The sequence below is a fragment of the Hyphomicrobium sp. 99 genome, assembly GCF_000384335.2.
GTDB lineage: Bacteria > Pseudomonadota > Alphaproteobacteria > Rhizobiales > Hyphomicrobiaceae > Hyphomicrobium_B.
Genome location: NZ_KQ031382.1, coordinates 1420235 through 1445406 on the forward strand (window position 1 = coordinate 1420235; position 25172 = coordinate 1445406).

26 protein-coding genes and 1 tRNA gene are annotated in these 25172 nt (G+C 57.1%); 14 read left to right on the top strand and 13 right to left on the bottom strand.

The window, feature by feature from the left end:
- Positions 1-48 precede the first annotated feature (48 nt).
- Positions 49-516, top strand: a complete 468-nt coding sequence (locus G359_RS06920; protein ID WP_045835524.1) for a chemotaxis protein CheW — start codon at positions 49-51, stop codon at positions 514-516.
- Positions 517-542: 26 nt separating this feature from the next.
- On the opposite strand, the gene G359_RS06925 is transcribed toward G359_RS06920, so the two are convergent.
- Positions 543-2309, bottom strand: coding sequence for a putative bifunctional diguanylate cyclase/phosphodiesterase (locus G359_RS06925; RefSeq protein ID WP_052699239.1), 1767 nt, complete (start codon positions 2307-2309; stop codon positions 543-545).
- A 328-nt stretch (positions 2310-2637) separates the two neighbouring features.
- On the opposite strand from G359_RS06925, the gene G359_RS19645 reads away from it, so the two are divergent.
- The 4 genes from G359_RS19645 (at position 2638) to G359_RS06950 (ending at position 6608) form a co-directional block, all read left to right on the top strand.
- Positions 2638-3171: a MarR family winged helix-turn-helix transcriptional regulator gene (locus tag G359_RS19645; RefSeq protein ID WP_197077544.1), complete on the top strand. Its 534-nt coding sequence runs from the start codon at positions 2638-2640 to the stop codon at positions 3169-3171.
- Between the two features lie 635 nt (positions 3172-3806).
- The gene (locus G359_RS20710; protein WP_197077545.1) at positions 3807-4100 is read left to right on the top strand and encodes a glycoside hydrolase domain-containing protein; all 294 of its coding nucleotides are present in this window, start codon (positions 3807-3809) and stop codon (positions 4098-4100) included.
- Positions 4101-4705: 605 nt separating this feature from the next.
- Positions 4706-5740 (top strand): ROK family protein, encoded by a 1035-nt coding sequence (locus tag G359_RS06940; RefSeq protein WP_245279951.1) that lies wholly within the window; start codon positions 4706-4708, stop codon positions 5738-5740.
- Between the two features lie 652 nt (positions 5741-6392).
- Positions 6393-6608, top strand: coding sequence for a hypothetical protein (locus G359_RS06950; RefSeq protein WP_045835527.1), 216 nt, complete (start codon positions 6393-6395; stop codon positions 6606-6608).
- A 7-nt stretch (positions 6609-6615) separates the two neighbouring features.
- Here the strand turns inward: G359_RS06950 and G359_RS06955 are convergent, their stop codons facing one another.
- The 3 genes from G359_RS06955 to G359_RS06965 all read right to left on the bottom strand — a co-directional run bounded on the left by G359_RS06955 (position 6616) and on the right by G359_RS06965 (position 8596).
- Entirely contained in the window at positions 6616-6990 is a 375-nt protein-coding gene (locus G359_RS06955; RefSeq protein WP_045835528.1) for a response regulator, read from the bottom strand.
- A gap of 67 nt (positions 6991-7057) precedes the next feature.
- Positions 7058-8110: a sensor histidine kinase gene (locus G359_RS06960; protein ID WP_045835529.1), complete on the bottom strand. Its 1053-nt coding sequence runs from the start codon at positions 8108-8110 to the stop codon at positions 7058-7060.
- Positions 8111-8245: 135 nt separating this feature from the next.
- Positions 8246-8596: a hypothetical protein gene (locus G359_RS06965; RefSeq protein WP_082072850.1), complete on the bottom strand. Its 351-nt coding sequence runs from the start codon at positions 8594-8596 to the stop codon at positions 8246-8248.
- 957 nt (positions 8597-9553) lie between these two features.
- Here G359_RS06965 and G359_RS06975 point away from each other — a divergent pair.
- Positions 9554-9838 carry a formate dehydrogenase subunit delta gene (locus G359_RS06975; protein WP_045835532.1) on the top strand — a complete coding sequence of 95 codons (285 nt, stop codon included), beginning with the start codon at positions 9554-9556 and terminating at the stop codon, positions 9836-9838.
- A 140-nt stretch (positions 9839-9978) separates the two neighbouring features.
- Here the strand turns inward: G359_RS06975 and G359_RS06980 are convergent, their stop codons facing one another.
- Both G359_RS06980 and G359_RS06985 read right to left on the bottom strand, forming a co-directional pair.
- Positions 9979-10266 carry a hypothetical protein gene (locus G359_RS06980; RefSeq protein ID WP_156150697.1) on the bottom strand — a complete coding sequence of 96 codons (288 nt, stop codon included), beginning with the start codon at positions 10264-10266 and terminating at the stop codon, positions 9979-9981.
- A gap of 19 nt (positions 10267-10285) precedes the next feature.
- The gene (locus tag G359_RS06985) at positions 10286-10564 is read right to left on the bottom strand and encodes a hypothetical protein (RefSeq protein WP_045837759.1); all 279 of its coding nucleotides are present in this window, start codon (positions 10562-10564) and stop codon (positions 10286-10288) included.
- Between the two features lie 310 nt (positions 10565-10874).
- Between G359_RS06985 and G359_RS20390 the strand changes: the two genes are divergently transcribed.
- Positions 10875-11048, top strand: a complete 174-nt coding sequence (locus G359_RS20390; protein ID WP_156150698.1) for a hypothetical protein — start codon at positions 10875-10877, stop codon at positions 11046-11048.
- Positions 11049-11109: 61 nt separating this feature from the next.
- Here G359_RS20390 and G359_RS06990 read toward each other — a convergent pair whose 3' ends face one another.
- Complete coding sequence (locus G359_RS06990; RefSeq protein ID WP_156150699.1) at positions 11110-11457, bottom strand: hypothetical protein; 348 nt, start codon at positions 11455-11457, stop codon at positions 11110-11112.
- A gap of 297 nt (positions 11458-11754) precedes the next feature.
- The gene (locus G359_RS06995) at positions 11755-11934 is read right to left on the bottom strand and encodes a hypothetical protein (protein WP_045835535.1); all 180 of its coding nucleotides are present in this window, start codon (positions 11932-11934) and stop codon (positions 11755-11757) included.
- Positions 11935-13184: 1250 nt separating this feature from the next.
- Between G359_RS06995 and G359_RS07000 the strand changes: the two genes are divergently transcribed.
- Complete coding sequence (locus G359_RS07000; RefSeq protein ID WP_045835536.1) at positions 13185-13706, top strand: Lrp/AsnC family transcriptional regulator; 522 nt, start codon at positions 13185-13187, stop codon at positions 13704-13706.
- Between the two features lie 5 nt (positions 13707-13711).
- Here G359_RS07000 and G359_RS07005 read toward each other — a convergent pair whose 3' ends face one another.
- The 3 genes from G359_RS07005 to G359_RS07015 form a co-directional block, all read right to left on the bottom strand.
- Positions 13712-14722, bottom strand: coding sequence for an alpha/beta fold hydrolase (locus G359_RS07005; RefSeq protein ID WP_197077626.1), 1011 nt, complete (start codon positions 14720-14722; stop codon positions 13712-13714).
- Between the two features lie 66 nt (positions 14723-14788).
- A complete protein-coding gene (locus G359_RS07010) occupies positions 14789-16279 on the bottom strand; it encodes a glutamine synthetase family protein (RefSeq protein ID WP_082072852.1) in 1491 nt (496 codons plus the stop codon).
- Between the two features lie 185 nt (positions 16280-16464).
- Positions 16465-18264, bottom strand: coding sequence for an APC family permease (locus G359_RS07015; protein WP_371199044.1), 1800 nt, complete (start codon positions 18262-18264; stop codon positions 16465-16467).
- Between the two features lie 995 nt (positions 18265-19259).
- Between G359_RS07015 and G359_RS07020 the strand changes: the two genes are divergently transcribed.
- The 3 genes from G359_RS07020 to G359_RS20395 all read left to right on the top strand — a co-directional run bounded on the left by G359_RS07020 (position 19260) and on the right by G359_RS20395 (position 20759).
- Positions 19260-19892 carry a tyrosine-type recombinase/integrase gene (locus tag G359_RS07020; RefSeq protein WP_045835537.1) on the top strand — a complete coding sequence of 211 codons (633 nt, stop codon included), beginning with the start codon at positions 19260-19262 and terminating at the stop codon, positions 19890-19892.
- 93 nt (positions 19893-19985) lie between these two features.
- A complete protein-coding gene (locus G359_RS07025; protein WP_256363874.1) occupies positions 19986-20399 on the top strand; it encodes a carboxylesterase family protein in 414 nt (137 codons plus the stop codon).
- Between the two features lie 210 nt (positions 20400-20609).
- Positions 20610-20759, top strand: coding sequence for a hypothetical protein (locus G359_RS20395; protein ID WP_156150701.1), 150 nt, complete (start codon positions 20610-20612; stop codon positions 20757-20759).
- Here the strand turns inward: G359_RS20395 and G359_RS07030 are convergent.
- Together G359_RS07030 and G359_RS07035 are read right to left on the bottom strand one after the other, a co-directional pair.
- A tRNA-Glu gene (locus tag G359_RS07030) sits at positions 20747-20822 on the bottom strand. The genes G359_RS20395 and G359_RS07030 overlap by 13 nt on opposite strands.
- Before the next feature lie 115 nt (positions 20823-20937).
- Entirely contained in the window at positions 20938-21471 is a 534-nt protein-coding gene (locus G359_RS07035) for a hypothetical protein (RefSeq protein ID WP_245280150.1), read from the bottom strand.
- On the opposite strand from G359_RS07035, the gene G359_RS07040 reads away from it, so the two are divergent.
- The 3 genes from G359_RS07040 to G359_RS07050 all read left to right on the top strand — a co-directional run bounded on the left by G359_RS07040 (position 21451) and on the right by G359_RS07050 (position 24546).
- Positions 21451-22401, top strand: coding sequence for an RluA family pseudouridine synthase (locus G359_RS07040; RefSeq protein ID WP_371199045.1), 951 nt, complete (start codon positions 21451-21453; stop codon positions 22399-22401). The genes G359_RS07035 and G359_RS07040 overlap by 21 nt on opposite strands.
- A 178-nt stretch (positions 22402-22579) precedes the next feature.
- The gene (rpoH, locus tag G359_RS07045; RefSeq protein ID WP_045835541.1) at positions 22580-23485 is read left to right on the top strand and encodes an RNA polymerase sigma factor RpoH; all 906 of its coding nucleotides are present in this window, start codon (positions 22580-22582) and stop codon (positions 23483-23485) included.
- A 122-nt stretch (positions 23486-23607) separates the two neighbouring features.
- Positions 23608-24546 (top strand): diacylglycerol/lipid kinase family protein, encoded by a 939-nt coding sequence (locus G359_RS07050; protein WP_045835542.1) that lies wholly within the window; start codon positions 23608-23610, stop codon positions 24544-24546.
- Positions 24547-25172 lie beyond the last annotated feature (626 nt).

Genomic DNA, 25172 nt, shown 5'->3' on the forward strand with positions numbered 1-25172 from the left:
CCGCATCGATCCATGACCGTAGATCGAAGCCGGATCCGAGGCTGAACAATGATCGAGAAGCAAATGACTGAGGGAAGCAGAACTCTCGAGGTTTTGGCGTTTCGCGTAGGCAACCAGGACTTCGGTATCGACGTCGTGGCTGTGCGGGAGATCCGTGGCTGGACCCCGGCCACTCCGCTACCTCACGCGCCGAGCTTCCTCTGCGGCGTGGTCAATCTGCGTGGCATCGTGCTTCCGATTGTCGATCTCGCGGCCCGGCTGGGATTTGTCCCGGCCGAACCAACTGCGCGTCACGCCATCGTAGTCACTCAGCAGGGCGACCAAGTGATCGGCCTGCTCGTCGATGGAGTTTCCGACATTCTGACCATCGATTTGACGCAAGTTCAGCCGACGCCCGAAGTCGCCTCTGAGATCGCAAAGTCATTCGTGCGCGGCGTCATCCCGATCGACGGCCGCATGATCAGCCTTCTTGCTTTAAATACAGTGTTGCCGGCAGTGGATCAGCACGCCGCCTAGCGGGTACCTCGTAGCCTATCGGCAGCTTATCGGGCTCGCCTCCACTTGATGCCAGCTAAGGAAGGCAATGCTTCCTTGGGACTAGGCAATCCGAAATAATATCCTTGTGCTCCTCGGCATCCGTTGTTCACGAGAAAGTCCAATTGGAAGCAGTTTTCGACGCCCTCCGCGAGAACCTCCAGACGCAGACTCCGGCCGAGACCGATAATGGCGGCGGCAATGGCCTGGGCCGCACCTCCGGATTCCAAGTCCGAGACGAAACTGCGGTCGATCTTGAGTTTATCGATCGGCAGCTTTTGCAGATACGACAACGACGAATAGCCGGTGCCGAAATCGTCCACGGCGAGACGCAATCCCAAGGCCTTTAGAGCCTGAAGGATGGCCACAGGCGCTTTGCCTTGGCCCATGAGCGTGCCCTCGGTTATCTCGAGTTCGATCACGGAAGGGCTGAGATCGAACTCTTCCAGGATACTTTGAAGGGTGTCGACAAATCCGGCATGGTGGAGCTGCTGAGCCGACACATTGATCGCCATAGTCGTTAGCTCCGCACCACTGGCAAGAAGCTCTTTCATATCGCGGCATGCGGTCCGCAGCACCCATTCACCGAGAGGAACGATAAGGCCTGTCTCTTCGGCAACCGGTATGAAATCCCCGGGCGGCACGATAGTGCCGTTCGCAGTCTTCCAGCGAACGAGAGCCTCGAAACCAGTCACCTTGCCGTCCGGCATAGAAACGAGAGGCTGATAGTGGAGAATGAACTCTTCGCGCTCGAGAGCTTGCCTCAGCTGCAAGTCAGCCGAAAGCCGCGTGTTGGCTGCCTCGGTCAAGCGGGTTGAGAAGAAGCGATACGTGCCCTTACCGGCGCGCTTTGCATGATAGAGCGCCGCGTCTGCGTACTGTATCAACGAAGCGGCATCCCGGCCGTCATCAGGAAATAGGCTGATCCCGGCGCTTGCTCCGAGCCACACCTGCCGTCCCCCGGAAAGAAAATACGGCTGGCATAACTGGTTTAATATCCGGCCGACGAGATCACCGAGCATAGAGCGCGGCGTGCTTTCGCAAAGCAGCCCAAACTCGTCGCCTCCAAACCGGGCAACCATGTCCGAGGTTCGCACACATGAGGAAAGCCTCTCGGCAGCGCGTATCAAAACCTCGTCTCCGGCGGTATGTCCGAGGCTGTCGTTGACAAGCTTGAATCGGTCAAGACCGACGAAAATGACGGCGCCGGTTGATCGTTTCGCACGTGAGCGCACAAGCGCTTGATCGAGCCGTGACGTGAGAAGGCGTCGATTTGGAAGGCCGGTCAGCTCATCATGTTGCGCACGACGCTCGAGTTCGCGCTGTGACGATTTGATCGGAGTGAGGTCGGCGCTGCTGCCGACATAGTGCGTCAGCTGGCCATCCTCGGAACGGACGGCGCTGATTGTGAGAAGTGCCGGATAAATATTCCCGTTCTTCTTCCTATTCCAGATTTCGCCGTGCCAATAATCATTCGCTTTGAGGCAATTCCACATTGCCTCGTAAAACGACTTCGGATGCATACCAGATTGCAGAACGCGCATATTCTGGTTCCGGATATCGTCAGTCGAGTATCCCGTTATCCGCGAGAACGCAGCGTTGGCGCTGATGATGGTGCCGCTGGCATCGGTTATGATGACCGCTTCGTGCGTACACGAAAGGATTGTCGCGACGAGTTCTTGCTCGACAGTAAGCGGTAGCCTGCTCCCGAATGCCCCGGAGGAGAGAACGTTTCTATTCTTCTCATAGTGCTCTCTTCCGGGGCCGAAGCTCATTTGGCAATTCCCACTGCAAGCAATCGCCGGGAGTGTGAGTGGGATATGGTGAAGCAAATTCTAAATCGGCGAGCGATTTGCGCCGACGCTATCTATCGCCCGGACATATCGAACCAGCACGAAAATCTATGCTTTCGAAACGAAACTAGTTCTTTTCGCCTCGATCAGTTCGACGAGAGTTTCTTCGCCATGTTTTTTGTTGACTTTCCGAGGCAGGATTCGCGTATGAAGGCTATGCTGGTCCGGGGGAAGAATGGTTGCGAAAGAGGTTGTTGACGTCCTTTTGCAGTTGAGTCGCGCACTCCTTGCGGAAAACGACGGAGATCAATTGACGGCCGCGCAATGGATCGCCCTTCGCTATTTCTCGCGATCCAACGCATACAGCCGTACCCTCACGGGACTGGCCCAGTATCAGGCGACAACTGCGGGCACGGCTTCGCAGACAATCAAATGTCTCGAGCACGCCGGATATGTCGAGCGCGATGTCTCGGCGCGCGATGCGCGAAGCTCGGTCTTCACGATTACCGATGCGGGACGTGCGGTCATGGAAGAAGATCCGCTTGCGCATCTTGGGCAGGAGGTCGACGATCTAAGCGTGGCGGACTTAACTCATCTTCGTGATGTTCTACGCTATCTTTTGGCGAATATCGGTGGAGAGCAACCGCGTAATCCCTACGGCACCTGCAGGGATTGTGCATTCCTTCTGACTCGCCAGGCCAGGGGCCCGAACGCCGCCCGCAGCAATCAATATCTTTGCAAGTTACTGAATTTCTATATTTCGGAAACGGAACTCAACTATCTTTGCAAAAACTTTCAGGCGCTGCGGGAATTTCAGAGACCGCAGAGTCGGGATGCGACCTAACCGCAGCTGCTGATACCATTTGACGGGCAGCCGCTTGTAGTAGAGGTTTTGCGACCCGGAGCGGCGCGTCAGAAAGGGGGGGGCACGTCGACAATACCTCGCAAAGTAGCAGCGAAAGGTAGCAGTCGAGTAAAGAAAGCCCTTGTTTCTCAATGACTTCTATAAAATCAATGGCTTAGCTTGAATTGGCGCCCCGTAGGGGAAAACAACCCGAAATTTCCCGCAGCCATAAGCTATTGTAATTGTTTAATATTCATCCTCAAGTTTCTTTCCCGCTCAATCGTTTTGTGTGGAGCGTTTGTATGAGCACTGAACAACGCCCTCTTCGAAGGCGCATGCGAACCCATGCACTTTGGGTATAGCTTCCGGGAAACCTTCAAAATCCACCTGGAATAAACTGCCAATGGCAGGGTTTGGCAGGGCATCGAAATCGCGCCTCTGCGGAGCTCTTTGGCCAATTCTCGTCCCGGTCGGCCCCACGCGCTCAAGCAATTCAGGCTTCCAGATCAGCCGCACAAGGGACCGATTGGAGGGGACGCTTCAGTCCACGTGGGGTTCGTCGCCCCGATTTGCTATCTCGGCAAAAATTGCCTGCAGGCTTACTGATCGCGGATCAAACATTTCCAGACGCGACCTTGCCCATTGGAGCCAATCTGAAACTGCCTGGCCATGGACGACGGCTGAGAACTCGTCCGTCCGGCTTTCAGGCTGGCATCCGCATCTGGGCGATTTATCAAGATCGCCAGAACCGGTTATCCGACTTCACTCACTCCAAGGGACGGGCGGCAGGAGCGTCCGCCTTGGGCTATGCCCAAAACACCATCAAGCAGCCTTCCGGAAGCGCCATCTATTTTTCTGTCGATTTCGATCCGTCGATGTTCCAAGTTGGTCAATTCGCAATCCAGAAGGACAATCACCCGGACATTTAGGTCGGTCGGTTCTCCAAACCATCGCGCCGTCTGCTTGGCCGAGAAAGCGGACCTTTCTTCATCCGCCCTCACCCCACGTTATGTGCGCCACGAATACGTCTGCATCGCCATCGAAAGCAGACGACCTCCAAATGACACCAAGTGCCTATAGCGCTTGGCGCATCCGTCCGAGGATCAAGTCCTTACCAACTTCCGCTGCGCCAAGCTGTCTCAAAGATCGCGATACGCGTCCGCAGATCACCGTGCCGAGGCTGGTGGTGGGCGTGCGGTTCGCACTTCCCCTACTCTCCACGCGGTTTTAGGCGTAACGGCTCCAAAATAGGGCCGATCCGGAGGTTTGAGCCTTCATCGAAACTTCACCTTCTGTGGCCGGACTTAGCGGCTCTTGAGAGGAACTTTAACAGACCAATCCGCGTCTCTAACGATCGAAGCCCAAACCTTTAGGGCGAAAGACAGAATGCTCGCGGCTTTCTTTCGAGCCGCCCTACAAGCCTAAACATCCCATCCACGCCTCATCTTGGAGATCAGGCAGCAGTGACAATCAAGACAAGCCATCCCCGTCAAAATTGGAACTGCCCACGCATGGGGCCGCCACTCTGCCCAGTGTGACGGTTGATAGTTATAATATCGAGGTGCGCGACGATGACGGTTTTGTCGGCGACAAAGCGAGCAAGGGCGCATTCTGGGACATCGTCGAGAAGTGGCGCAAGGCGCTGCGGAAGGCCGGCGAGGATCCCTTCGGAAAGACGACGACCGAGGAACTGACGAAGAAGCGACTGGTCGAGGAGCTGGAAAAGGGCGACCCGGACGCTGCGGGCATCGTACAAAGCGCGGTTGAAGAATTCTCACAGCAATTCGCGGAGGTCATTCGGCGTTTTTTGCAGACCATGGAATGGCGAGATACCGAAGCTATTGTAATCGGCGGCGGGTTTCGCGGCAGCCGGCTTGGCGAGCTGGTGGCGGGCCGTACAGGCCTGCTTCTCAGGGCCGATAAAATCAAGGTCGACCTTGAAATGATTCACAACGACCCCGACGACGCGGGTTTGATCGGCGCGGCGCACCTGTTGCCGCCCTGGATGCTCAAGGGGCACGATACGATGCTCGCCGTTGATATCGGGGGTACCAACATTCGCGTTGGCACTGTGGAATTGAATATCGGCAAATCGCGGGATCTTGTGAAGAGCAAAGTGGCGAACTCAGAGATCTGGTGCCACGCGGAAGATGAGACAGATCGGTCGGGCGCTGTCGCCAGATTGGTGAAGATGCTAGAGAATCAAATCCGGTGGAACAGCAAAGAGAAGCTGGCGTTAGCGCCCGTCATCGGTATTGGCTGCCCGGGGATCATCCGCGAGGACGGATCCATTGATCGCGGGGGCCAGAATCTTCCCGGCAATTGGGAAAGCAGCAGCTTCCATCTACCCAGCAGCATCAAGGAAAAGCTCACCGAAATCGGCGGATTTGAAACGATGATCGTTATGCATAACGACGCCGTCGTTCAGGGGTTGAGCGAATTGCCCCATATGAAAGATCGCGAGTATTGGGCGGTTTTGACAATCGGAACTGGACTCGGCAACGCGCTTCACCAACCGCGATGTGAAGAAGCCGAAATAACTCCGTCGGCAGACCCAACGACCGTCTAACCGGGACCTCCGTGGAATTTCCCCGACGAACAATATGTCAACCGCCGATCTCCTTAACACCGAGTGGCGAAAGCCCATGACCGCCTGCTGGACCCTCAACGATCCACCTCTTTAAGCGAGCGAAAGCCAAAACGGCCGGCAAGTTTTGAACCGGAAGAATTTCGACGGAAGGCTTTCCGAGCCCGTAAAGAGCCCTGAGATAGTCCCGCGCTTGTTTCTCAATTTCTTCCATAAGGTCTCAGGGCATCTCTTCGATCGACTAGGCCTTCCCGGACGAGGGCACGCACTCGGAATAGGCTAGATTGCTACGCGTACCAATGCGTTGCTGTCGCAGTCAGAAACCGGCAAAATGACCACGTCCATCGATCTCTGTTGCGGCCGGTTGCCACCGAACGCGTGCATCAACGAAACGGATCGCACGCGGAATATGTTCCGGGACATGGATTCGAGGTTCTAAACGCCTCTGACCAGCTCGTACATTCCTTGGGATCATAAAGGGTCTCGATGAGGCGAGAGCCAATGTGGTTCGGACGGTTACAATCGCCGGAACGAATAGCATCGATGACTCGATTGGCGATGTGATACTTGGAATAGAAGGAGACACTTCAATGCCCAACTCTACCAGCATCAAGGCGCTCAGCTGATCGCGAGAGTGACCATTCTTGAGCGCGTCGTGGGCCTCATGGTGCGCGACCGCATGCTCGAAGCAGGCAAGGGCGCGACGGACATCCTCACTTTCGGCGAGGACGTCAAAAAGTACTTTCATGGCCGCACAGCTGAGGGCTCGACCGACCGCGAACTCAACGACGCTGCTGATCGTTTCTTCTCGGCGATTGCATCAGATATCGGCAGCCAAGATAGCCAATAATGGCCTGCTAATTCGTTTCCGAAAGCATCCCGCGGATAGTTTCGATTATTGCGTCCTCGTTATAGGGCTTCGGGAAAAATCTAGCCCCGACGGGCATGTGGCCCTGCTCAACGAGGGTCCGGCCCGACACCACGATCAACTTAATCGGCGGCCATCGATCGCTGATGTAATGAGATAGCTTTAAACCATCCATCAAACCAGGCATCTCGACGTCGGTGAACACAAGATGGATTTCGGGCCGCGCTTCGAGAACCCGAATAGCTTCGTCCGCGCTACTCGCCTCGATCACCTCAAAACCAGCGGTTTCCAGAAATTCGAGAGCAGCGTTTCGAATAATCGGGTGATCCTCGACCACCAAAACAACGTTCTTATGAATTGGCATATATTATCCGGTGAGGACGAAGCTGATACTCAATCGCTGAGCGTAATGTGAAGCAGGGGAGCCTCTGCTAAGCAGTCGGCAGTGCCTCCCTCCGTTTGGCGACCAGCTCGTCGTAAACAATACAAACCGAGGTTCCAGGTTTTGCATCGCGCACAATAATTTTGCCGCCCAGCTGTTTGGCGAGCGCCTCGACGATTCCTGTACCGAGCCCCGGCTTGGCTTTGTCGGAACCCGTCGCCATGCCAATCCCGTCATCCACGACGGATAGAGCCCATTTCGCTCCATCGGACCGGAAATCGACGCTAATCTTGCCGTGCCGGTTGCCTGGGAAGGCGTGTTTAAGAGCATTGATCACCAGTTCGGTGATGATCAGACCAAAGCTCACCGACGTATTTGCATTGACGACACTGTCATCGATGGTCGCCACGATCGACAGACGGTTGGGGTCTTGGATCATCGATGCACCAAGGCTTTCGCAAAGTTGGACGAAATAGGGTCGAAGCGACACGTCTCCGAGGCTCGACGCCGCGAGGTGACGCTGAACTTCGGCGATCGACATGACGCGATGGTGCGCGTCTTGAAGATGTCCCCTCGCTTCCTCGGACTGCACCTTGCGAGCGCTCTGCATCAACACGCTGGCGATGATCTGGAGACTGTTGGCGACGCGGTGCTGGATTTCCTGCAGAAGAATCGCCTTCTCTCGGATGAGATCATCTTTTTCCCGAGACGCTGCACGAGCGGCGGTTACGTCAGATATCGCCAGAAGGAGCCGAACACGGTCGTTGTCTCCATCGTCGAGCTTGCGAGCATTTAACACCAAGCTTCGAGGCTGTTGGCCCATCAAGGCGAGCTCGAGTTCGTAGCCCTCGATTGGGGTTGTCCCCCCTGCGGTTGCCATCAGCAGAGAATGGAGTTGGGGCATTGCCCACTCGCCACCGCCGATCTCGGAAAGCCGCCGACCAGGAATGCCGGCGGCATCAATCTGAAATGTCCTGCAGAACGATGCGCTCGCAGCGATTACGTTCAGATCGGCAGAAAGGAATAGCAGCGGCTCGTTGGATGAAGCGATGACAGCGAGAGTGCTGGCTGCTTCAACGTGCTGAGAGGTAACAGAAGCCATCGTATGGCCCTCAAGGGCCGGAGGCTCGCGGTGCGAAAGCCATCACTCGGCAGAATACTATCGCTCTTACAAGAGCCTGCTGTTGGCCCCAATGCAATAGGGCTGGGGCCAACATGGTGTCAAAACTTGGTGTGTTTAATCGCGACAGACGCGACGGTGGTGCCGGTAATAGCAATCCCTGTAGTCATCGGAACCGTCACCAATGTAAACGCCGGAGCCGTAGCCAAATCCATAGCCTCTGCCACCGTGCGAATGACCGCCATGGCCACGATTGCCGCCATTCCAGTTGCCTGCCATACCATGCGAGCTATGGCCCATGCCGCCGCTACGTCCAGTTCCGCTTGAGCGACCCGCGCCCCCGCTGGAATGACCCATGCCGCTACCCCCACCACCGTCCGTATGGGGACCAGCGGTGGCCGTGACGGCGGATACGCTGAGCGCAAGACCAGCGGCCAGCGCCATTAAGGCACTCGAATTGACTTTCATTTGTTTCCTCGGAAATCTCGCTCAGCACATGCTGGCATTGCGGCATGAGCAAAATAGCTCGGCCGTTAGGGATGATACTCCCCGGCGGCCATTTAAGTTTCGAAGCTAATCATTCGTGACTGGGAATTTGCCTACTTAGATTAAGCGGGTGTGGGGAGATTGGGAGCGGCGGCCATGTTTTGAGGCTCGCCTGTGTCGCTCTTTAACGCGAGGCTCTATCCGACCGAAGGTGAAGTCGATCGCGCCTTTCATGGGTTGCCTAGGCGATGCCTCGAAAGCCGTGACTTTGGCGCACAGCGAGGAGCGTGGCATTCGCATCATCCTCGGCCGTTGTGGCTGTCAGCGCCGTGCCATGGCCTGGCCACGGGCTTACACGGAGAAGCATGGTATCGCCATGGACATGCCGCTGAAGGTTTTAGAACGACGCATTCGATGCACGACTTGCAATACAAGGCTAATCCACGCCATGCCTGAGCCCTATAGCATCAGGTACGATCAGCTCGGGGAATCGCGAGAGTAACTCTCTTGCGGCGCTTGTGCTCGTCGCGCGCCTCCGCGTTGCAGAGCTTTGACATCGGCGATCGTTAAGGCCTTGCCTCCTATTCCCCAACTCCCGCTCGCAAACTCGTGCACACGGACCCATTTCAAACCGCGCATAGCTTCGCCCTCAATCGCCACCATCGCTTCGGTGACGTTGGTGATCATCGCTTGCTTCTGTTGTCGTCGAAGACGCCTTCGGTGAGTTGAATGTCGACTAGCGGCATGGCGTAACCTTTGTTTGTTGAAGATACCTCCCGATTTGAAGATTGGTGCCGACTCCGGCTCTTCCGCTGGGAACAGGTAGTCGCTCACGAATGTTTCGAAACTTGAAAGGGCTTCAGAACAACGGCTGGCGGTTCTACGCTGTCGTAGGCCAAAAAAGGAGTGAGCACTGTGAAAAGCTCCGACCTAGTTCGTATGGCTAATCAGATCACGGACTTCTTCGACGTCTACCCAAAGCCCGAAGCGCTCGATGGCGTTGCCAAGCATATTCACAATACGTGGGACCCGCGCATGCGCAATGAACTGAAGGAAATTTTGGAAGCGGGCGGTAAAGGACTGAACCCCCTCTGCGTTGAAGCGATGACAAACTATTTTCAGGGGCCCAAATCCGATGGACGGCGATCCAATGTCAACCCGAGCGCAAACGCGCCGAAAGGCGGAAAGCCAAGTTTTGCTGACGGAGGAGGAGACGCTGGGTAGACTCAGAAAAGTAGCCGATAGGCGGGGTCCGAGTTCCCTCCAGCTGGGGCGTTTATCTATGCGATCCGCAAGATGCCTCAACTGCTCAGTCAAGGCTGATTTGCTCGGAAACTGACGCCAGCGACCTCATATTGAGGCGTTCACGCGCGCGGCTTCTTCGGCAAGCGCTCGCCGTTATGCGCGTTGTCGACGGGATCTTTGGCGGCGATCAGCTTGGTGCTCTGACGCAAGTCTTCATGAAAGGTGATCGGTTGGCCCTTGTTTTTCATAAGATCGCGCAGGACCTCATCGTACAGATCATCGAAGCACGTGCGGTTGTCGCGCGAGTACTCATACAGAACTTCCAGGAGCGGCTTATCGATCGAGAAAAGCTGACGGAAGCTGGCCAGGTTCATGACTAGGGAAGGGATGGTCGTAGTGTGATGCACTTGTCCATCATGTTCTCCCTCAAGCTCGGCGCCAAAGGATCAAAGTCAGGAACGCACCCGCTATAGCGGCGATGTAGAGTAAAACGCTCGGCAGGAGCTCAAGAATGACGCCAACGTGGAAGCCCATGAAGGATCCGGCAATTCCGACGAGAGCGTAGGTCACGTCGCCAACGCCCGTGGCCTGAGCTACTTGGCGCCCCAGCCAGCCACGTCCGCCCCGATTGAAGATGAGACCGACAATAACCCCGATCAACACCAGGATGATGAAGGTGGCGATGGCTGTCGTGAGTATGGGCATGCTGAACTCCTTTGTCGTCCATCTAAGGCGAGTGCGCGTCTCGGGGTACAAAACAATGACGGCTCGACGGAGGGCTGCCGGACCTTAGCACAGGGGATGCTGCCTCAGTAATATGCAATACCTGCGCGACGGCTGTGCGATCAAGAGAACGAGGTCGCTTAGATTTTCGGTGCGCGCATGCGCGCAGAGGTCAGGAGCAAAACCAAGTCGGAGAGCGGCTCGTCGCATCGAGCCGCCGTTCAAAGGCCGAAGTTTTCAGGAACCGCTGTAGAAGCTCCGCTGTTCTTCGAGAAGAACCGGAGCAACGCACATGTCGAAAACGAATTACAATGATCCGACGAACGCGACCGACCCGCCCGGCGGTAAGCACCACAAAACTCAGACAGAGGGCAAGAAGCTGCCGACGGACCGGCCCTTCGGTAAGAAGGACCATGATGCGAAGATATCCGCCGATCCGGATACCGTCGCAAAAACTGAGCGCTGATCGATTCCGATGTGGCGTCGGCCGGATTAGTCCGGCCGACACCTACATTCATCGCAAAGTACTAGTTGGGAGTTCGGTCAGACGTACCCTCCGGCGTCTGGCCGGCGTCTGTGCCCGGCGCACCGGCCGAGGTTGAGCCTGGAGTGCGGGCTGGAGAAGCGTCCCCCGGAGTGCGGTCCGACGTTTTCCCAGAAGCGCCACTTGAAGCACCGCTGCTCGAGGTATTGGTTATGAGGCCCTTGTTGCAAGCGCTCATCCATTCCGTCTGATCGATTGTCGCGTCTCCATCCGGGTTGGCCGCTTTGAAATTAGAGACATAACCCTTGGCTTGGCTCGCTGTCAGTCCCTTCGAATTGCTCGGATTAGCCTGCTGCCAAAGATTGGTGCACTCGCTTTGGCTCATCTTCATTCCTGCATTTTCCGCCGCAAGACAAAGGCTTGTGAATCCGAACGTAGAACAAAGTGCTACCGCTCCCGCGGTCAGATGCTTTTTGTTTTTCATGGTCTTCTTCTCCACCTTCGGCTGCTAAAGCCGTCCTCGAAGCGCACGAACGCGCTGATAGGGCAACTTGCCTGCGAGCCGCGTTGTTCCTCTTAATCTTAAGCTGTCCTGCGCACCTCAAGCCTCGGGGTGGATGTCATCAATATCATCGGGCTGAGAGAGGTCGGACGGCGTCAGCCTTCCGACCTCAAGTGAAATTTCGGATTACGCTGAGAGATCAGCAGCCGTGACGCAAACCGCGCCAGTGTCCGCGTCGATGATGGTCTGTTCCGCCGTCGCCATCGTGATTGCGTATCCTCTCGCTGCCGCCCTGATCGCGGCCGTGACGCATTCTATCGCCACCGCCCGAGTCGTGACGGTTCCCTGCGCCGCCTCCACCCTCATCGCGCATTCTTCCACTGCCGCCGCCTCCGTTACCGCCTCCGAATGCCGAGCGTCAGTCTAAAGTTTCTGAACTTTTGACGCGCAGCGCCCTGGTCCGTGTTCCGTCCGGCCAGGGCGTTTATCTACGCGATCCGCAAGCGGCTTGAACTGCTCAGCCAAGCCTGATCTGCTCGGAAACCCGACGCTATCGACTTCAATTGAGGCGTTCACCGGCGCGGCTTCTTTGTCGATCGCTTGCCCACCGGCTGGTCGATGGCATCGTTGGCGGCGCGCATAGCCTCCTCGCAGAAATCATCGAGGCGCGTGCTGTTGTCGCGCGCATACTTGTGAGAGGACCTTGTCGATAGAGAAACGCTTTCTCTGCCGTTCGCCAACTTTATGCGGCCGCCGCGCCTCGGTCGCCGCGTACATCTGCAAGGTAATCGCTGATATCGTCTTTGAAGCGTGATTCAATGCTTTCGGACAGGCTCTGCAGCAGCCCCCCCTTTTCGCATCTAGGTGGATGATGCGATCGAGATGGCTGAGAAGATCGACATCTGATGGCAGCATTACCCCTGTGAGGAGACCTAGTCGGCGATTGCAACGGGGCGCCGACTACGGTCCCGGCAATGACCGCTAATGGGATCGACCGTCGATCGACCTTCAGCCGTTCGCATTCTGTCGCGATGGTCTGAAAGCCGCCGTCAGCCTGACGGCGCTCGGGGCCATCTGCGGACACTTACGTCGAAATCCGATCGATAGCTCAGCATGAGGCGGCTAATTTCTGCTTTCGGTCTGAGGCGAGCGTCCCGGCCTGGAGCCAAGTCTCTTTGTGGCACCTATCCGATAAAATCGAAAGCGTAGGCAAAACCCCTAACAGCATCTCGAGTCCCCCTGCGCGATATCGACAAAAGCGTCAGCACGCTCACCAGAATCGCAGACGCAATTGGCTTGCGCTGTCGCTGGCGAAAGCTTTCATTTCAGAAGAAATCAGTCCGCTTTCGCGCCTTGGGTCTCATGCGGATAAGAAGGAGAGCTTCGGTGAGCTACCGACCAACCTTTTCCCACGATGCAACCGGCTTGTTTGAAGTCGCGCCTATGGCCCGGTACACGACAATCCTAGTTCTGTCAGCTAAGAGTGCGCTGGAGCACGGATTCCCTAATTGGCGATCCTTGTCTTGAGATCGCGATCCGCTATCCTTTAAGTGAGACTTGCAATAGTCGTGCGCCTCTCTGCGCACTTCAAACGGGACACAACAAGAAAGCTACTCATGTCCAACCTAATTAAACCTGCGCCGACTACGGACAGTACTTTTTCGTCTCCGTATGACGAGCTCAATCGGCGGATCGTGGGCATGCTGCAAGAAGACGGCCGAGTGTCGTTCCGCACGATTGCTGAGACGCTTGACGTCTCTGAAGGCACTGTTCGCAATCGTGTCAATTGGATGAAAGAAGCGGGACAACTTGCGATCGTTGCGATCGTCGATCCGGCGTCAATCACTTACCGGTCCGATGCGATGCTAGGCATAAAGATAGCGCCGGGTCATACGCCGGAAGAAGTGGCTCAGCGCATCGGAAAGCATCCGCAAGCGGTCTATGTTCTTTGGGTCGGGGGACGGTTCGACCTACTGGTGGAGGTGGTGATCGAGGCCGAAGGAGAGCTCTCCGATTTCATGAACGACCATGTCTATAAGGATCCGGGCATAGGGTCGGTAGAAATCATGACCGGCATACAAATGTTCAAGAACCAGTTCCTACTGAAACGCGATTTCACGATTCAACCACCGGCGTAGTGACCCTACGCCATCGACTCTGCGATCTTGCCGTCAAGGAACCTCTCAAATTTCTTGTCGTTGCCAGGGCTCGCCACGCAATGCCCGAATGGTGAATCGTAGACGCAGAGTTCGGCGTTCGCCATCTGCTGAACTTCAAGCTGATTGTCTTCCGGCGGGAAGTAGAGGTCCTTACGGCAAGGGATGACGATGGCGCGCGCCTCTATTGCTCGTAGCGCCTTCGCGAAGTCACCCGAATAGGTCGCATTGGCGCTGATGTCCGAGTGCTGCCACGTCCAGATTTTGGTGAGAAGATTGTTCGCGTCCCAGTTCTCGACGTGGTCGTTTTCCCAGTCGACAAGAAGATCTTCGATAGATGCGTAGCCGAGGGTTTTGAAGTGTCCGTCTCGGTAGAACTCTTGTGAGTACGCCCAGCCGGCGTAGACCCTTGCGAATGCTTTCAGCCCACGCTCAGGCGGGGCTTGATAGTCTCCCCCATTCCATGCGCTGTCGGCGAGCAAGGCAGCCTTGATACCTTCAAGGAATACGAAATTGTGTGGCGATACTTTTGCCGAGGCGCAGAACGGCAGAATTGCCTTCACCATTTGAGGATATTGCGCGGCCCATTCGTAGGCCTGGCAACCTGCCATCGACCATCCGGCGACCAATGCAAGTTCGTTAATGCCGAAGCGTTCGACCAGCACGCGGTGCTGGCAGCGAACGTTGTCGAAGATCGTGATTTTCGGGAACTTGCTGCCAGCTTGCTGCGGGTGGGCGTTGGTCGGCGAACTCGATACCCCGTTGCCGAACATGTTCATCGAGACGATAAAGTGCGTGCTTGGATCGAGCGCTCGTCCTGGGCCGAAGAAGCCCTCATTGCGACGATGCGTTCCGGTCATGAACGTTGGCAGCACGACAACGTTGTCCTTCCGGGCGTTTAGCTCGCCGTAGCTTTTGAAAGCCAATTGCCCGTCGAGCAGAACTTCACCGGACTGCAGCTCGACATTCCCGAGCCTGAATACTTCGTAGTCCAAAATATCTCTCTCCTTGGGTCCGTCTAAGTCGGCGCGCGCCATCGTGACATGGCGCGCGCCTGAACGCCCTTAGTAGAGGCGGAGATATTCTTTGACCTCCCAATCGGTCACCGACTGATGATAGCGCTCCCATTCGTCGACTTTGTAGGCGAGGTAAGACTTGAGCATCGTGGGTCCTAGCACCTTCTCAGCCAGATCGTCTTTGCTCAGATATTCGAGTGCTTCGGAAAGATTTTTCGGCAAGCGGCGGATACCAGCTTGATCCATTTCCTCTCTCGTCATGCTGTAAAGGTCACGATCCGTCGGCTTTCCGGGATCGATCTTCTCGGTGATCCCTTTGACCGCAGCAGCTAGCGTCAGACCAAGGGTCAAGTAGACGTTCATGGTCATGTCAGCCGCTCTGTTCTCGAGGCAGTAGCGACTCTGCGGCAGCCGGAACTGCGCCGAGCGGTTGTTGAAACCGTAAGTGATGTTGGTCGGTGCCCAAGTTACGGTGCCACCTTCGAAGCCACCAACTCGAGGGACGAGGCCATTGTAGGAGTTGACCGTGGCACATGCCAAAGCGGTGATCGCCTCGGAGTGCGCGATGAGTCCGCCCGTTGCGTAGCGCGACTCGTCTGACCAACCACCCTCTTTCGTCTGGAACAGGTTTTTGTCGGGCGACGACGTCGGCCGCAGCGAGAAGTTGATATGCGCGCCCGAGCGCCAGTCTCCGGTCGTCGGCTTCGGCATAAAGGTGACGAACATCCCATGCTTCTTCGCGACTTCCTTCAACAAAATGCGAAGGAACACGAGACGGTCCGCCATCTCGAGCAAGTGCGTGTAATGGAAGTCCAATTCGAACTGCGAGTAGGCGCCCTCCGCGACAACGTCATGAAGGCTCCAGCCCAGTTCGTTCAAAATGTCGATCATCTCTTTGAGGAACGGCATCGAGTTCGTCGTGTATTCCACGTCGTAGCCGAATGCCTGCCTACGCGGACGCAGTCCCTTTCCTGGCGCGGGATCGTCGTCGAACGCCTTGACCGGCTGCCCTTCCTCGTTCCACTTCATAACAATGAATTCAGGCTCAATGCCCGCATAGCCAACGTAGCCAGCGTCATGCGCCTCACTAATCGCGCGCTTCAGCGCTTGGCGAGGGCAAACATTGTAAGGCTTATCTTCCCAAAACAAGTCGGCAAAGATGAAGGCTGTCGTTCGATCCCAGGGGCAGATGTAAACGGCATCCAAGTCGGGGACCATCACCTGATCCGAATCCGCAGACGTCAATTCGGGCACGTAGGATATCGAATGCACCGCAAATTGCGGTCCTTTGCCGGCACACAGATCTTCAAAGTCCGTCATAGGCACGGGCTTCGTTTTTGGAACTCCAAAGAGGTCGATCCAGCAGGAGATCACGTATTTAACGCCAGCTTTCTCGAGCCGCTGGCGCACTTCCGCGACTTTCTCTTTACTCGGCAAGGCGTCGTTGAAGGACTGATGATATTTCGGAACGGGATTGGTCTTTCCCGGGCCGGTCAGATTGACCGTTGGTTCGGCGCCTCTATCTGTCTTTGTTGACATAAGAGTTATCTCCCATTTTTTCTCTATTGGCCAAGTCTCATCCTGCTTAAAGCGTAACGATATATGACTTTAATTGATGATTGCGTAATTGCAAGAGCGCTACACTGCGCTTTGCGTATTTTGATGCCGCCTTGAAAAAGTGAAGGCCGAAGCACATCACGAGCGTGTGCTTCGGCCGCCAATTCTCAGGGGAGCTGGAAAAATTCGTTCGAAACCAAAACTACGGCGACGCCTGCAATCAGCGCCACGTAAGGGAGGATGCCGGCCCGGCGCTCGCCAAGAGAACCTTGCGCGACACCCAAGTCGATGAGCGCGCATGCCGGAAGCTGGCCCTTATCCTGAACGTAATGGCGGAAGATAAACACCGGTATGATGAGGGCCGCAAAACCGAATCCGACCCAGAGAGCATTTGAATAACCCCAGACCTTCGCACCAGCTCCAAGCAGGACGCAGTTCACAAACGCAAGGAGGGTATTGAACCCGATTAGGAATGTGGGCGCACGCCAGGGACGCTCTACATGCGGAGAATCTATACGATGGATCCAGCCCGCATTGAGGTTGAGGAAGTTGAATATGATGTAGCCGACATTGGCCACTGCGAGCACGAAGAAATACCCAGCGGGATCGGATGCGAGCGCTAGTAGGCCAAGATTGAAAACTAGATCCGTCCACATGGCTCGCGTAGGTGCGCCGTTTTCATTCACGTGGCTAAGATACTTCGGCAGCCAGCCATCGACGGAGCCTTGGTAGAGCGTGCGCGAGGAGCCTGCCATCGCAGTCATAATGTTGAGCACTACTGCTAAAATCATTAGCCCCACGAGCAGCGAGAGCACCACAGGCCCGCCCCCGACCATGCCGGCCAAAGCAGCGCCAACGCCGGAACCATCCAAAATCGAGGGATCAAGCATGCCTTGCACGCCTAGGACGCCCTGGAATGTGAAGGGCACCAAGGAGAACATCACGAGGCAGAGGAGACCCGAGTAGAAGATCGCTTTGAAGGTATCTCGCTTCGGATCCTTGAGTTCGCTCGTATAGCAGACGGCGTTCTCGAACGCGTAAGTCGACCAAGCGGCAATAAACAAACCGCCCAAAAACAATGTCCAGCCCCCATTGCTCCAGGCACCCGGCTCGGCCGAGTAGGGTGCAGCTGGCGGCACGAGGTTGGCAAAATTGCTCCAATCGATTTTACCCATGAGAATGGGCGTAACCCCGACCACCGCAATGGTGCCGATCACCACCATGCCAATGAGTTTCTGCACGCCCGCTGTGGCGGCGACGCCGCGATGTTGGATCGCAAAGATGATCAACATCAAAGCCGCGCCGATGAAGAACGTCGCATTCAGATGCGCGCTCGCAAGGCCGAGGATATCGAAAGATGCGAGTTCCCAGGTTCGAATGGCGGGCGTCAGAGCAGCTACTGCATCCGACTGCAGTAACGCTTGCTGAGCGTCGATAGCGGTCTTGCCAGCGTTTGCCGCCAACCACTCCGTGATACGCTGCGCATCGATCGCAGTTCCCGCATGTGCACTCACCCACTCTTTGACGACTGAGGAGTCAACCGAGGGAATCGGCGCAAAAGCGTTGAGTAAGTAGGCCGCAGCGATGGCGCAGCCGAGAGAGAGGACCGGCGACCACGCAAACCAGTTGCACCAGACCGACAGCGGCGCAACCAACTTCGAATATCGGATCCAAGCAGTTGCACCGTAGACGGATGCGCCGCCGGACTTGTTTGCAAACATTCCCGCAATTTCTGCGTATGTGAACGATTGAAAGAAGCCCATCGTGATGGAGATCATCCACACGAGAAAGGCAAGTTTGCCCGTGGTTCCCGCGATGCCGCCGATAGAAAATAGAAAAGCTGCCGGTATACCACTCGCGATCCAGAAAGCGCCCGTCCAATCGATAGAACGGATGAGCTGTCGCTCCTCGGAGCCAACGGTGGCTCCTCCTCCCGTAGGTGCCGGCACCACCGTCTCTTGCATCATATCCCTCCGCATGTGCGCTGCCCGATCAGCATTCAAGCTACACGCTGAATGCGGTATCCACACTAAAGCGATGCGTATGATGTGTAAATCGTAATTGCGTGCCGATTGCGCTGCGCTTTGCGTAATAATCAAGCATCGCAATGCAGCAATTGATTAGTCATTGGGCCTCCCATTGGTCTCGGAGCATTTCGGGAGTGCGATCACGCGAGATCCAGTTGCCAGCGTCGAAGATAGCTTCTGTTGCGCAATGCTCCGAGACTTGCCGGTGAGTCGAGCGTTGCTCGGCCCCCGTCGGCGGCAAGCCTAGCTGACCGATAACCCAATGCTGCTGTTATAAAAGGGACCCAACTGATGTGGCTAAATTCTCAGGCGTCGGCTGGGACGCGCGTGAACTCTCGCGCCAGGCAGAGCAGCAGCGCCGTGGCGATCGCAGATGCGGGGGCAATGATCATAGCAGTGCGTGGCCGGCCGTGAGATCGATCGCACTACAGACCCGCGCAAACCCGGCGGATGGACCATGGGGCCTCATAATCGGGAGCATGAGCACCAGGTCGTCGCGGCGCGTCACACACACCCGCAGGAGGAACCTTGAGGAATTCGCCGGTCCGATAATTACGGTTCTCGGCTGGCTGCGACGCCTTCTTTGAAATCGGTGCATTCAAGCCACCGCTCGTCACCTTTGACGGACTTGGTTCTACAGACCTGCCGAGGCAACATTGACCCCACAACTCTTCCTGCCGATTACCGGCGCTCATTGTGGTTGTCCTTCGCAGTCAATCGAATTTGCCCATCTTGCGGCTGCCGGATGCCCCCCCTTCTCAGCCAAAGCTGAAGTCGTCGGGAGCCGATCGTCCGGACTCGGAATTTCTGCAAAGGGTCAAAATTGACGGTTGGTAACCAGATGACGGAAGAAATTGCCCAAAACCAGCCGTTAGATCCGCTGCTGGGTTGCGACGGGCGCATGCTGTTCTGTCTCTCAATGAAGGAGACAGAGCATGGAAGACCATACTGAAGAGCTGAACCCCTCACGCCGTCCGCCCTGGAACAAAGGCAAGCTTATTGGCGCAAAGCCGCCCCTCAGGCCCAGTCACGTCTGGTCGATAAGAACCAAGCTCCAGATGACTGGGCGAACGCGCGATCTCGCACTGTTCAATCTCGCCATTGATAGCAAGCTGCGTGGCTGTGATGTCGTAGCCGTCCGGGTCGATGACGTTGCGCCGAGCGGCTATGCAATGGACCGCGCGACCATCAAGCAGAAGAAGACCGGCAGGCCAGTGCGCTTCGAGCTAACCGACCAGACCCGTCTAGCGATTGATGAGTACCTGCGATGGACGGGACGAAAGCCGGGTCAGTTTCTGTTCGCGGGTCGAGGCGATGGCTCAAGTGGGCTCACCACTCGGCAATATGCCCGGCTTGTACACGAGTGGGTGGCCAGCATCGGGCTCGATCCGGCCAAGTTCGGTACCCACTCATTGAGAAGGACAAAGGCGGTGTTGATCTACCGGCGCACCGGAAATCTGCGGGCAGTCCAGCTTTTGCTCGGGCATTCGAAGATTGAGAGCACCGTCCGGTATCTCGGGATCGAAGTCGATGATGCCATCGAGATCGCAGAGAAGATCGACACCTGAAGCAATGCATTCATTAGCGGACGTGGTCGGCGACGGCCGCCGCCTCGCCGGTCATGTAGTAGGCGACTTCCGCTTCTGGGATCTTGTAGCCAAATTGCAAATCTGTGGGCGTCGAAAATTCCGACCTACGCTTACGATTTCACTTACACGAGGGCGCCGTTCAACTTCCCGCAGATGCCGAACGCCTACTCTCCAACGGGTCATTTCCAGGCCCTCGCCTACCACACCGTGGATATTCAGTTCCTGTTCCAGAATTTTTCGGGCGGAATTCTCGGCGTGAATCTCGATCAGCAGACCGGCCTGCCGCGCGAGCTGCAAGGCACCGAGGTCAAGCTGTCCGACCAGCCCGTGGCGGCTTGGACCAACTTTGCAGTGACCGGCAACCCGAACGGACCCAGGGCTCTCGAATGGGCACTGTTCAAGGCCAACTCTGGACCATTCCTCCAGCAGGATATTCCCACCTCGAAATATCCTCGACTGCGCCCTATCGTTTGGCGCAGTCGATGACGAGAACCATACCTAATTATCGGCCCGCATATCACCGTGTGCCATTCGATAATGGTGCTCGCGAAATCGTGAAACCCCGCCAAGCCCTGCCAAACCCCCCAATTCCCCAATCGCAAACATCGGGGGTTGTCGGAGTTATGAGATCGATCAATATGCGTGGGAAGATTGGTAAGCGAAGGAGATCAGCTAGCAAAACCATCGAAGTAAAAAATGTTCGCAGACTTCGAACGCGGTTATGAGGATCTCGAACTCAGAACCCGCAAGCTGAAGGACGCGCGCTTCGCTATAAACGAAGCCCACACTGTTACGCCCAATTTCACGGCGTCGCGGCGATTGTGGCTGAATTATGGCGCCCCGTAGGGGACTCGAACCCCTGTTGCCCACGTGAGAGGCGGGTGTCCTGGGCCACTAGACGAACGGGGCAGGCGCAAAGGACGTGTAGTCGAGTGTTCGCGGCCGATCAAGCCCTGAAGCGCGTGGCAATTACAACCTGAATGAATTATGTGCCCACCGAGCCGACCCGGGGCTGCGCCCTTCGCTAATTGTGCGGCAACGCCTCCACGAGCTTCACGTCGGCGACGCGCTGCCCCGTGTCGATATCGACAATTGCGATTCCGGAGCCACTCGGTCCCTCATGATGGACGACGAGACGGTTGCCGGACAGTGACACCGACACGATCCGCGCACCCTTGGGGATTTCCAACGAAAGCGTCGCACCAGTTGAAACGCTGACCGTTCGCGACGATTGCACGGCCGCAGGGCCGTGCGAGGCAAGACCGATGACCTTGACCGCGACCGCGCCGAGGCCGAGGAGAATGAGGGCGGCCAGACCACCAACGACGATCTTGAGATTGCGCTGAAGGCGCTGTTCGCGCAACAAGTCGGCCGAAGTTGACTGCGGCTGATCATTGGTCATCACGAGGATTTCTTTCTGATAGTTTCGAGCACCGTGCCCATCGACGAAAAAATACCAAACCCCATCGAGGTTGTTGCCGGTCCCGAGGATGCTGGCCAGCGCGTTGATCGTTGGCTCGCCTCGAAGATCGATGGCATGAGCCGGGCTCGTATCCAATCTCTCATCCGCGATGGCCATGTTCGCGCCGGCGAGACGATAGGGGAGCCGCGCACACCGGTCAAACCGGGCGTTACTTACTCGGTCAGTCTCCCCGAGGCGGAAGAGACCGGCGTCGAGGGCGAAGATGTTCCGCTCGACATCGTCTATGAAGATGACGATCTGATCGTGATCGATAAGCCCGCTGGTCTCGTCGTGCACCCTTCGGCGGGCCACGCGTCGGGCACTCTCGTAAACGCCCTGATTGCCCACTGCGGGGACAGCCTCTCGGGTATCGGAGGTGTCAAGCGGCCGGGCATCGTCCATCGTTTGGACAAGGACACGACGGGTTTGCTGGTTGTCGCCAAGTCCGACGCGGCGCATCAGGGATTGGCGGAGCAGTTCCAGAGCCACGGTCGCGATGGCCGCCTCCACCGCAGCTACCTCGCTTTCGTTTGGGGAAGGCTCCCGCTGCCGGCCGGTGCAATCGATGCCCGCCTGGGCCGCAGTCGAGCCAACCGCATGAAAATCACCGTGACGCGAGGCGAAGCCGGCCGCAGCGCCAAGACGCACTATGAAGTGATAGATGTCTTTCCCGGAGAAAAGGCTGGCGGCGACGTCTCGCTTTTGCGCCTCGTCCTCGAAACGGGTCGGACGCACCAAATTCGCGTGCACTTAGCGCATATCGGCCATCCGGTTGTGGGAGACCCGACCTATGGCGCCGGATTTAAGACGCGTCTCGCATCTCTCCACGAGGGCGCAAAAGATGTGGCTTCGAGCCTGACGCGGCAGGCGCTGCATGCGGCCGAACTCGAGTTCGAACACCCGATTTCTGGCAAAAAGCTTAAGTTTAGCAGTAAATTGCCCGCCGACCTTCAACAGCTTGGAGAGGCGTTGAAGCCTAGCCAAAGACTGGCGACGGATAAGAGACGCGGCCGCCGTTTGAAATAGCAAGCTGGCATATGTGGGATATCGTCACGTCCGATCAAGACGAAGTGACGGGAACCCATAGTGAATTTCTAGATTTCACTACTATGTAACACCAAGCGTTGGGGGAGCGTAGAGACTCCCGCAATATGAAGGGAGCACGGGCCGAACCGGAAACGGGTGAAGGTCCGAGCAGAGGGCAATGGCATCTAAAGGTCTTCCGTCACTGGCCGGCGGTTCGCTGGGCCTCACGCGTTACCTCGAAGAAATTCGCAAATTCCCGATGCTTGCGCCTGACGAGGAATTTATGCTCGCCAAGCGCTGGCAGGAACACCAGGATTCTGACGCCGCCGAAAAGCTGGTGACGTCGCATTTGCGGCTCGTCGCGCGGATCGCGATGGGCTACCGCGGCTACGGCTTGCCAATCGGGGAAGTGATCTCCGAAGGAAACGTCGGCCTGATGCAGGCCGTCAAACGCTTCGATCCCGATAAAGGCTTCCGCCTCGCCACATATGCGATGTGGTGGATTCGTGCGTCGATTCAAGAGTACATCTTGCGGTCGTGGAGCCTTGTGAAGATGGGCACCACGGCAGCGCAGAAGAAGCTTTTCTTCAACCTGCGGCGCGCGAAGAGCCAGCTTCAGGCGCTGGACGACGGCGATCTGAAGCCCGAACACGTGAAGACGATCGCGACGAAGCTCGGCGTGCCCGAGGAGGACGTGGTGAACATGAATCGCCGCCTCGGCGGCGACGCGTCCCTCAATGCGCCGATCCGGGCTGAATCGGAATCCGGCGAATGGCAGGACTGGCTGGTCGACGATACGCCCACGCAGGAGGATCGCCTTGTCGAGGACGAAGAGCTGTCTCGGCGGAAGTCCTATCTCTCGTCCGCGATGTCGGTCTTGAACGATCGTGAGCGCCGGGTATTCGAAGCTCGCCGGTTGAGCGAGGAGCCTGCAACACTCGAACAGCTGTCGGAGGAGTTCGGCGTCAGCCGCGAACGCATCCGCCAGATCGAGGTAAGGGCCTTCGAAAAGGTGCAGAAGGCAGTCACCTCGACCGCGCGGCAGGCCGAATCCCCTGCGGTGCTGGAGGGGGCCCGTCCCTAAACCAGCCGCTGGCTCACCGCGAGCTTGACGGGACCGTTGAAGGCGCATACCCGCTTCTACTCATAGGCTTTCGATGGCGGCATCAGGTGGTGCCGCCATTGTCTTATGGGTACGGCTTTAAAATGCGCAGCCGCTTCGCACTCGTTTATAATTCGACGGCTGGTGTCGCCGTTCCGCGCCTACTTGATGGCGTGATCACCCGTCTGCGCCAAAGCCAATCGGAAGTCTTCCAGGTCCCCGCGCGTAGCGCCGCGGAAGCCGCGGAGCGCGTTTCAGATTTGGCAAAACTGAGCGCGTGCGACGCCGTCATCGCAGCGGGCGGAGACGGCACATTCCGCGCCGTTGCGACGGGGGCGGCCGGAACCGAGTTGCCGGTCGGTCTCATTCCACTTGGGACGGGCAACGTTCTCGCTAACGAGATCGGCCTCCCGAAGAGCGTGAGAGCCATCACCGATGTTCTGCTGCATGGTGAGCACATCGAAGCGCGAGGCGGCCTCGTCAACGGTGAACCCTTTTTCCTGATGCTGGGCGCTGGGTTCGACGCGCGCATCGTCTCGAAGCTGAATTACCGCACGAAACGTGCTTTCGGCCGCGGCGCGTACGTCTATCCCGTCATCCGGACGCTCGCTGAAACGCCCACGATTTTCGACGTCGAGCTCGACGGAAGACGCTTTGACGCCAGTTGGGTGATCCTCACATTCGCGAGCCGCTACGGCAGCTTGTTCAAGTTGACTGAGGATGCCGGCTTCGGTCGGGACACTCTCATGGCCGTGGTGATGGAAGCGGGCTCGCGGCGCGCAATCGCGGCCAATCTCGTCTCACTTGGCCTCGGCTGGCTGGCCCGTCCGGAAACGAGACCCAAGGGCGTGCACGTCTTGCCGGTGACGACCGCCACGATCGGCCGGTGGAATGCCACGCCTTTCCAGATCGACGGCGACCATGGCGGCATCTCGAAGATCGAGGTTCTTGCCGACGGTCCGCGCGTCCGGCTGATTGTCCCTCCGCGATATGTTGCTGATCTCACGAATTGTCACGCGAATCGCGTAGCCTCTGAATCGTGAAGCGTTGTTGGGTGTGTCCTTACAACTTTGTGCGAGCGTCAGAGCGAGAACCAAGGGTCGATGCCCTTTTTCTCTCTGAACCGGATCCGGATGGACCGGCAGATGGCTTCGAACGGCGCGTGGCAGCAATGGATAGGGCTGCCCGAGGGAGCGTCGTTCTGGTCCAGGTTCGGCAGCTTCACGTTCCTATCCAACCCTTTCCGCGATTCCGATACTGAACTTCAGACGTTAGCGCGCCGCTCAGCGAGCCCGTGTGCTGAGAGTCCGCGTGCGTTGTCTCGATATCGGAACACTCGTTCTCCTGAGCGAGCTGGCGGACACCTGGAAGATGGAGTGCCTCATGCAGAAGCGCTGTCACCAGCCAACCGGTTTTCTCCGATCAAGCGAGGCCCGCTCCTCGCACGATTTGCCGAGGAGACGCTGGCTGTTTCTGCTCTGGCGACAACACAACAAATATCCTCCATGTAGGAGGTAACTGATGCATGCAGGAGTCGGTGCGACGAACTCCTGCCACGCAAAAAAAGAGGCCGGCTCTATTTGAGCCGGCCTCTTTTTTGTTTGCGCCTCGCGACTCCCCTGCAGGGAGCCGGCCGCGAGACGCGCGCTTCCGGCCGGCGCCGCGCAGC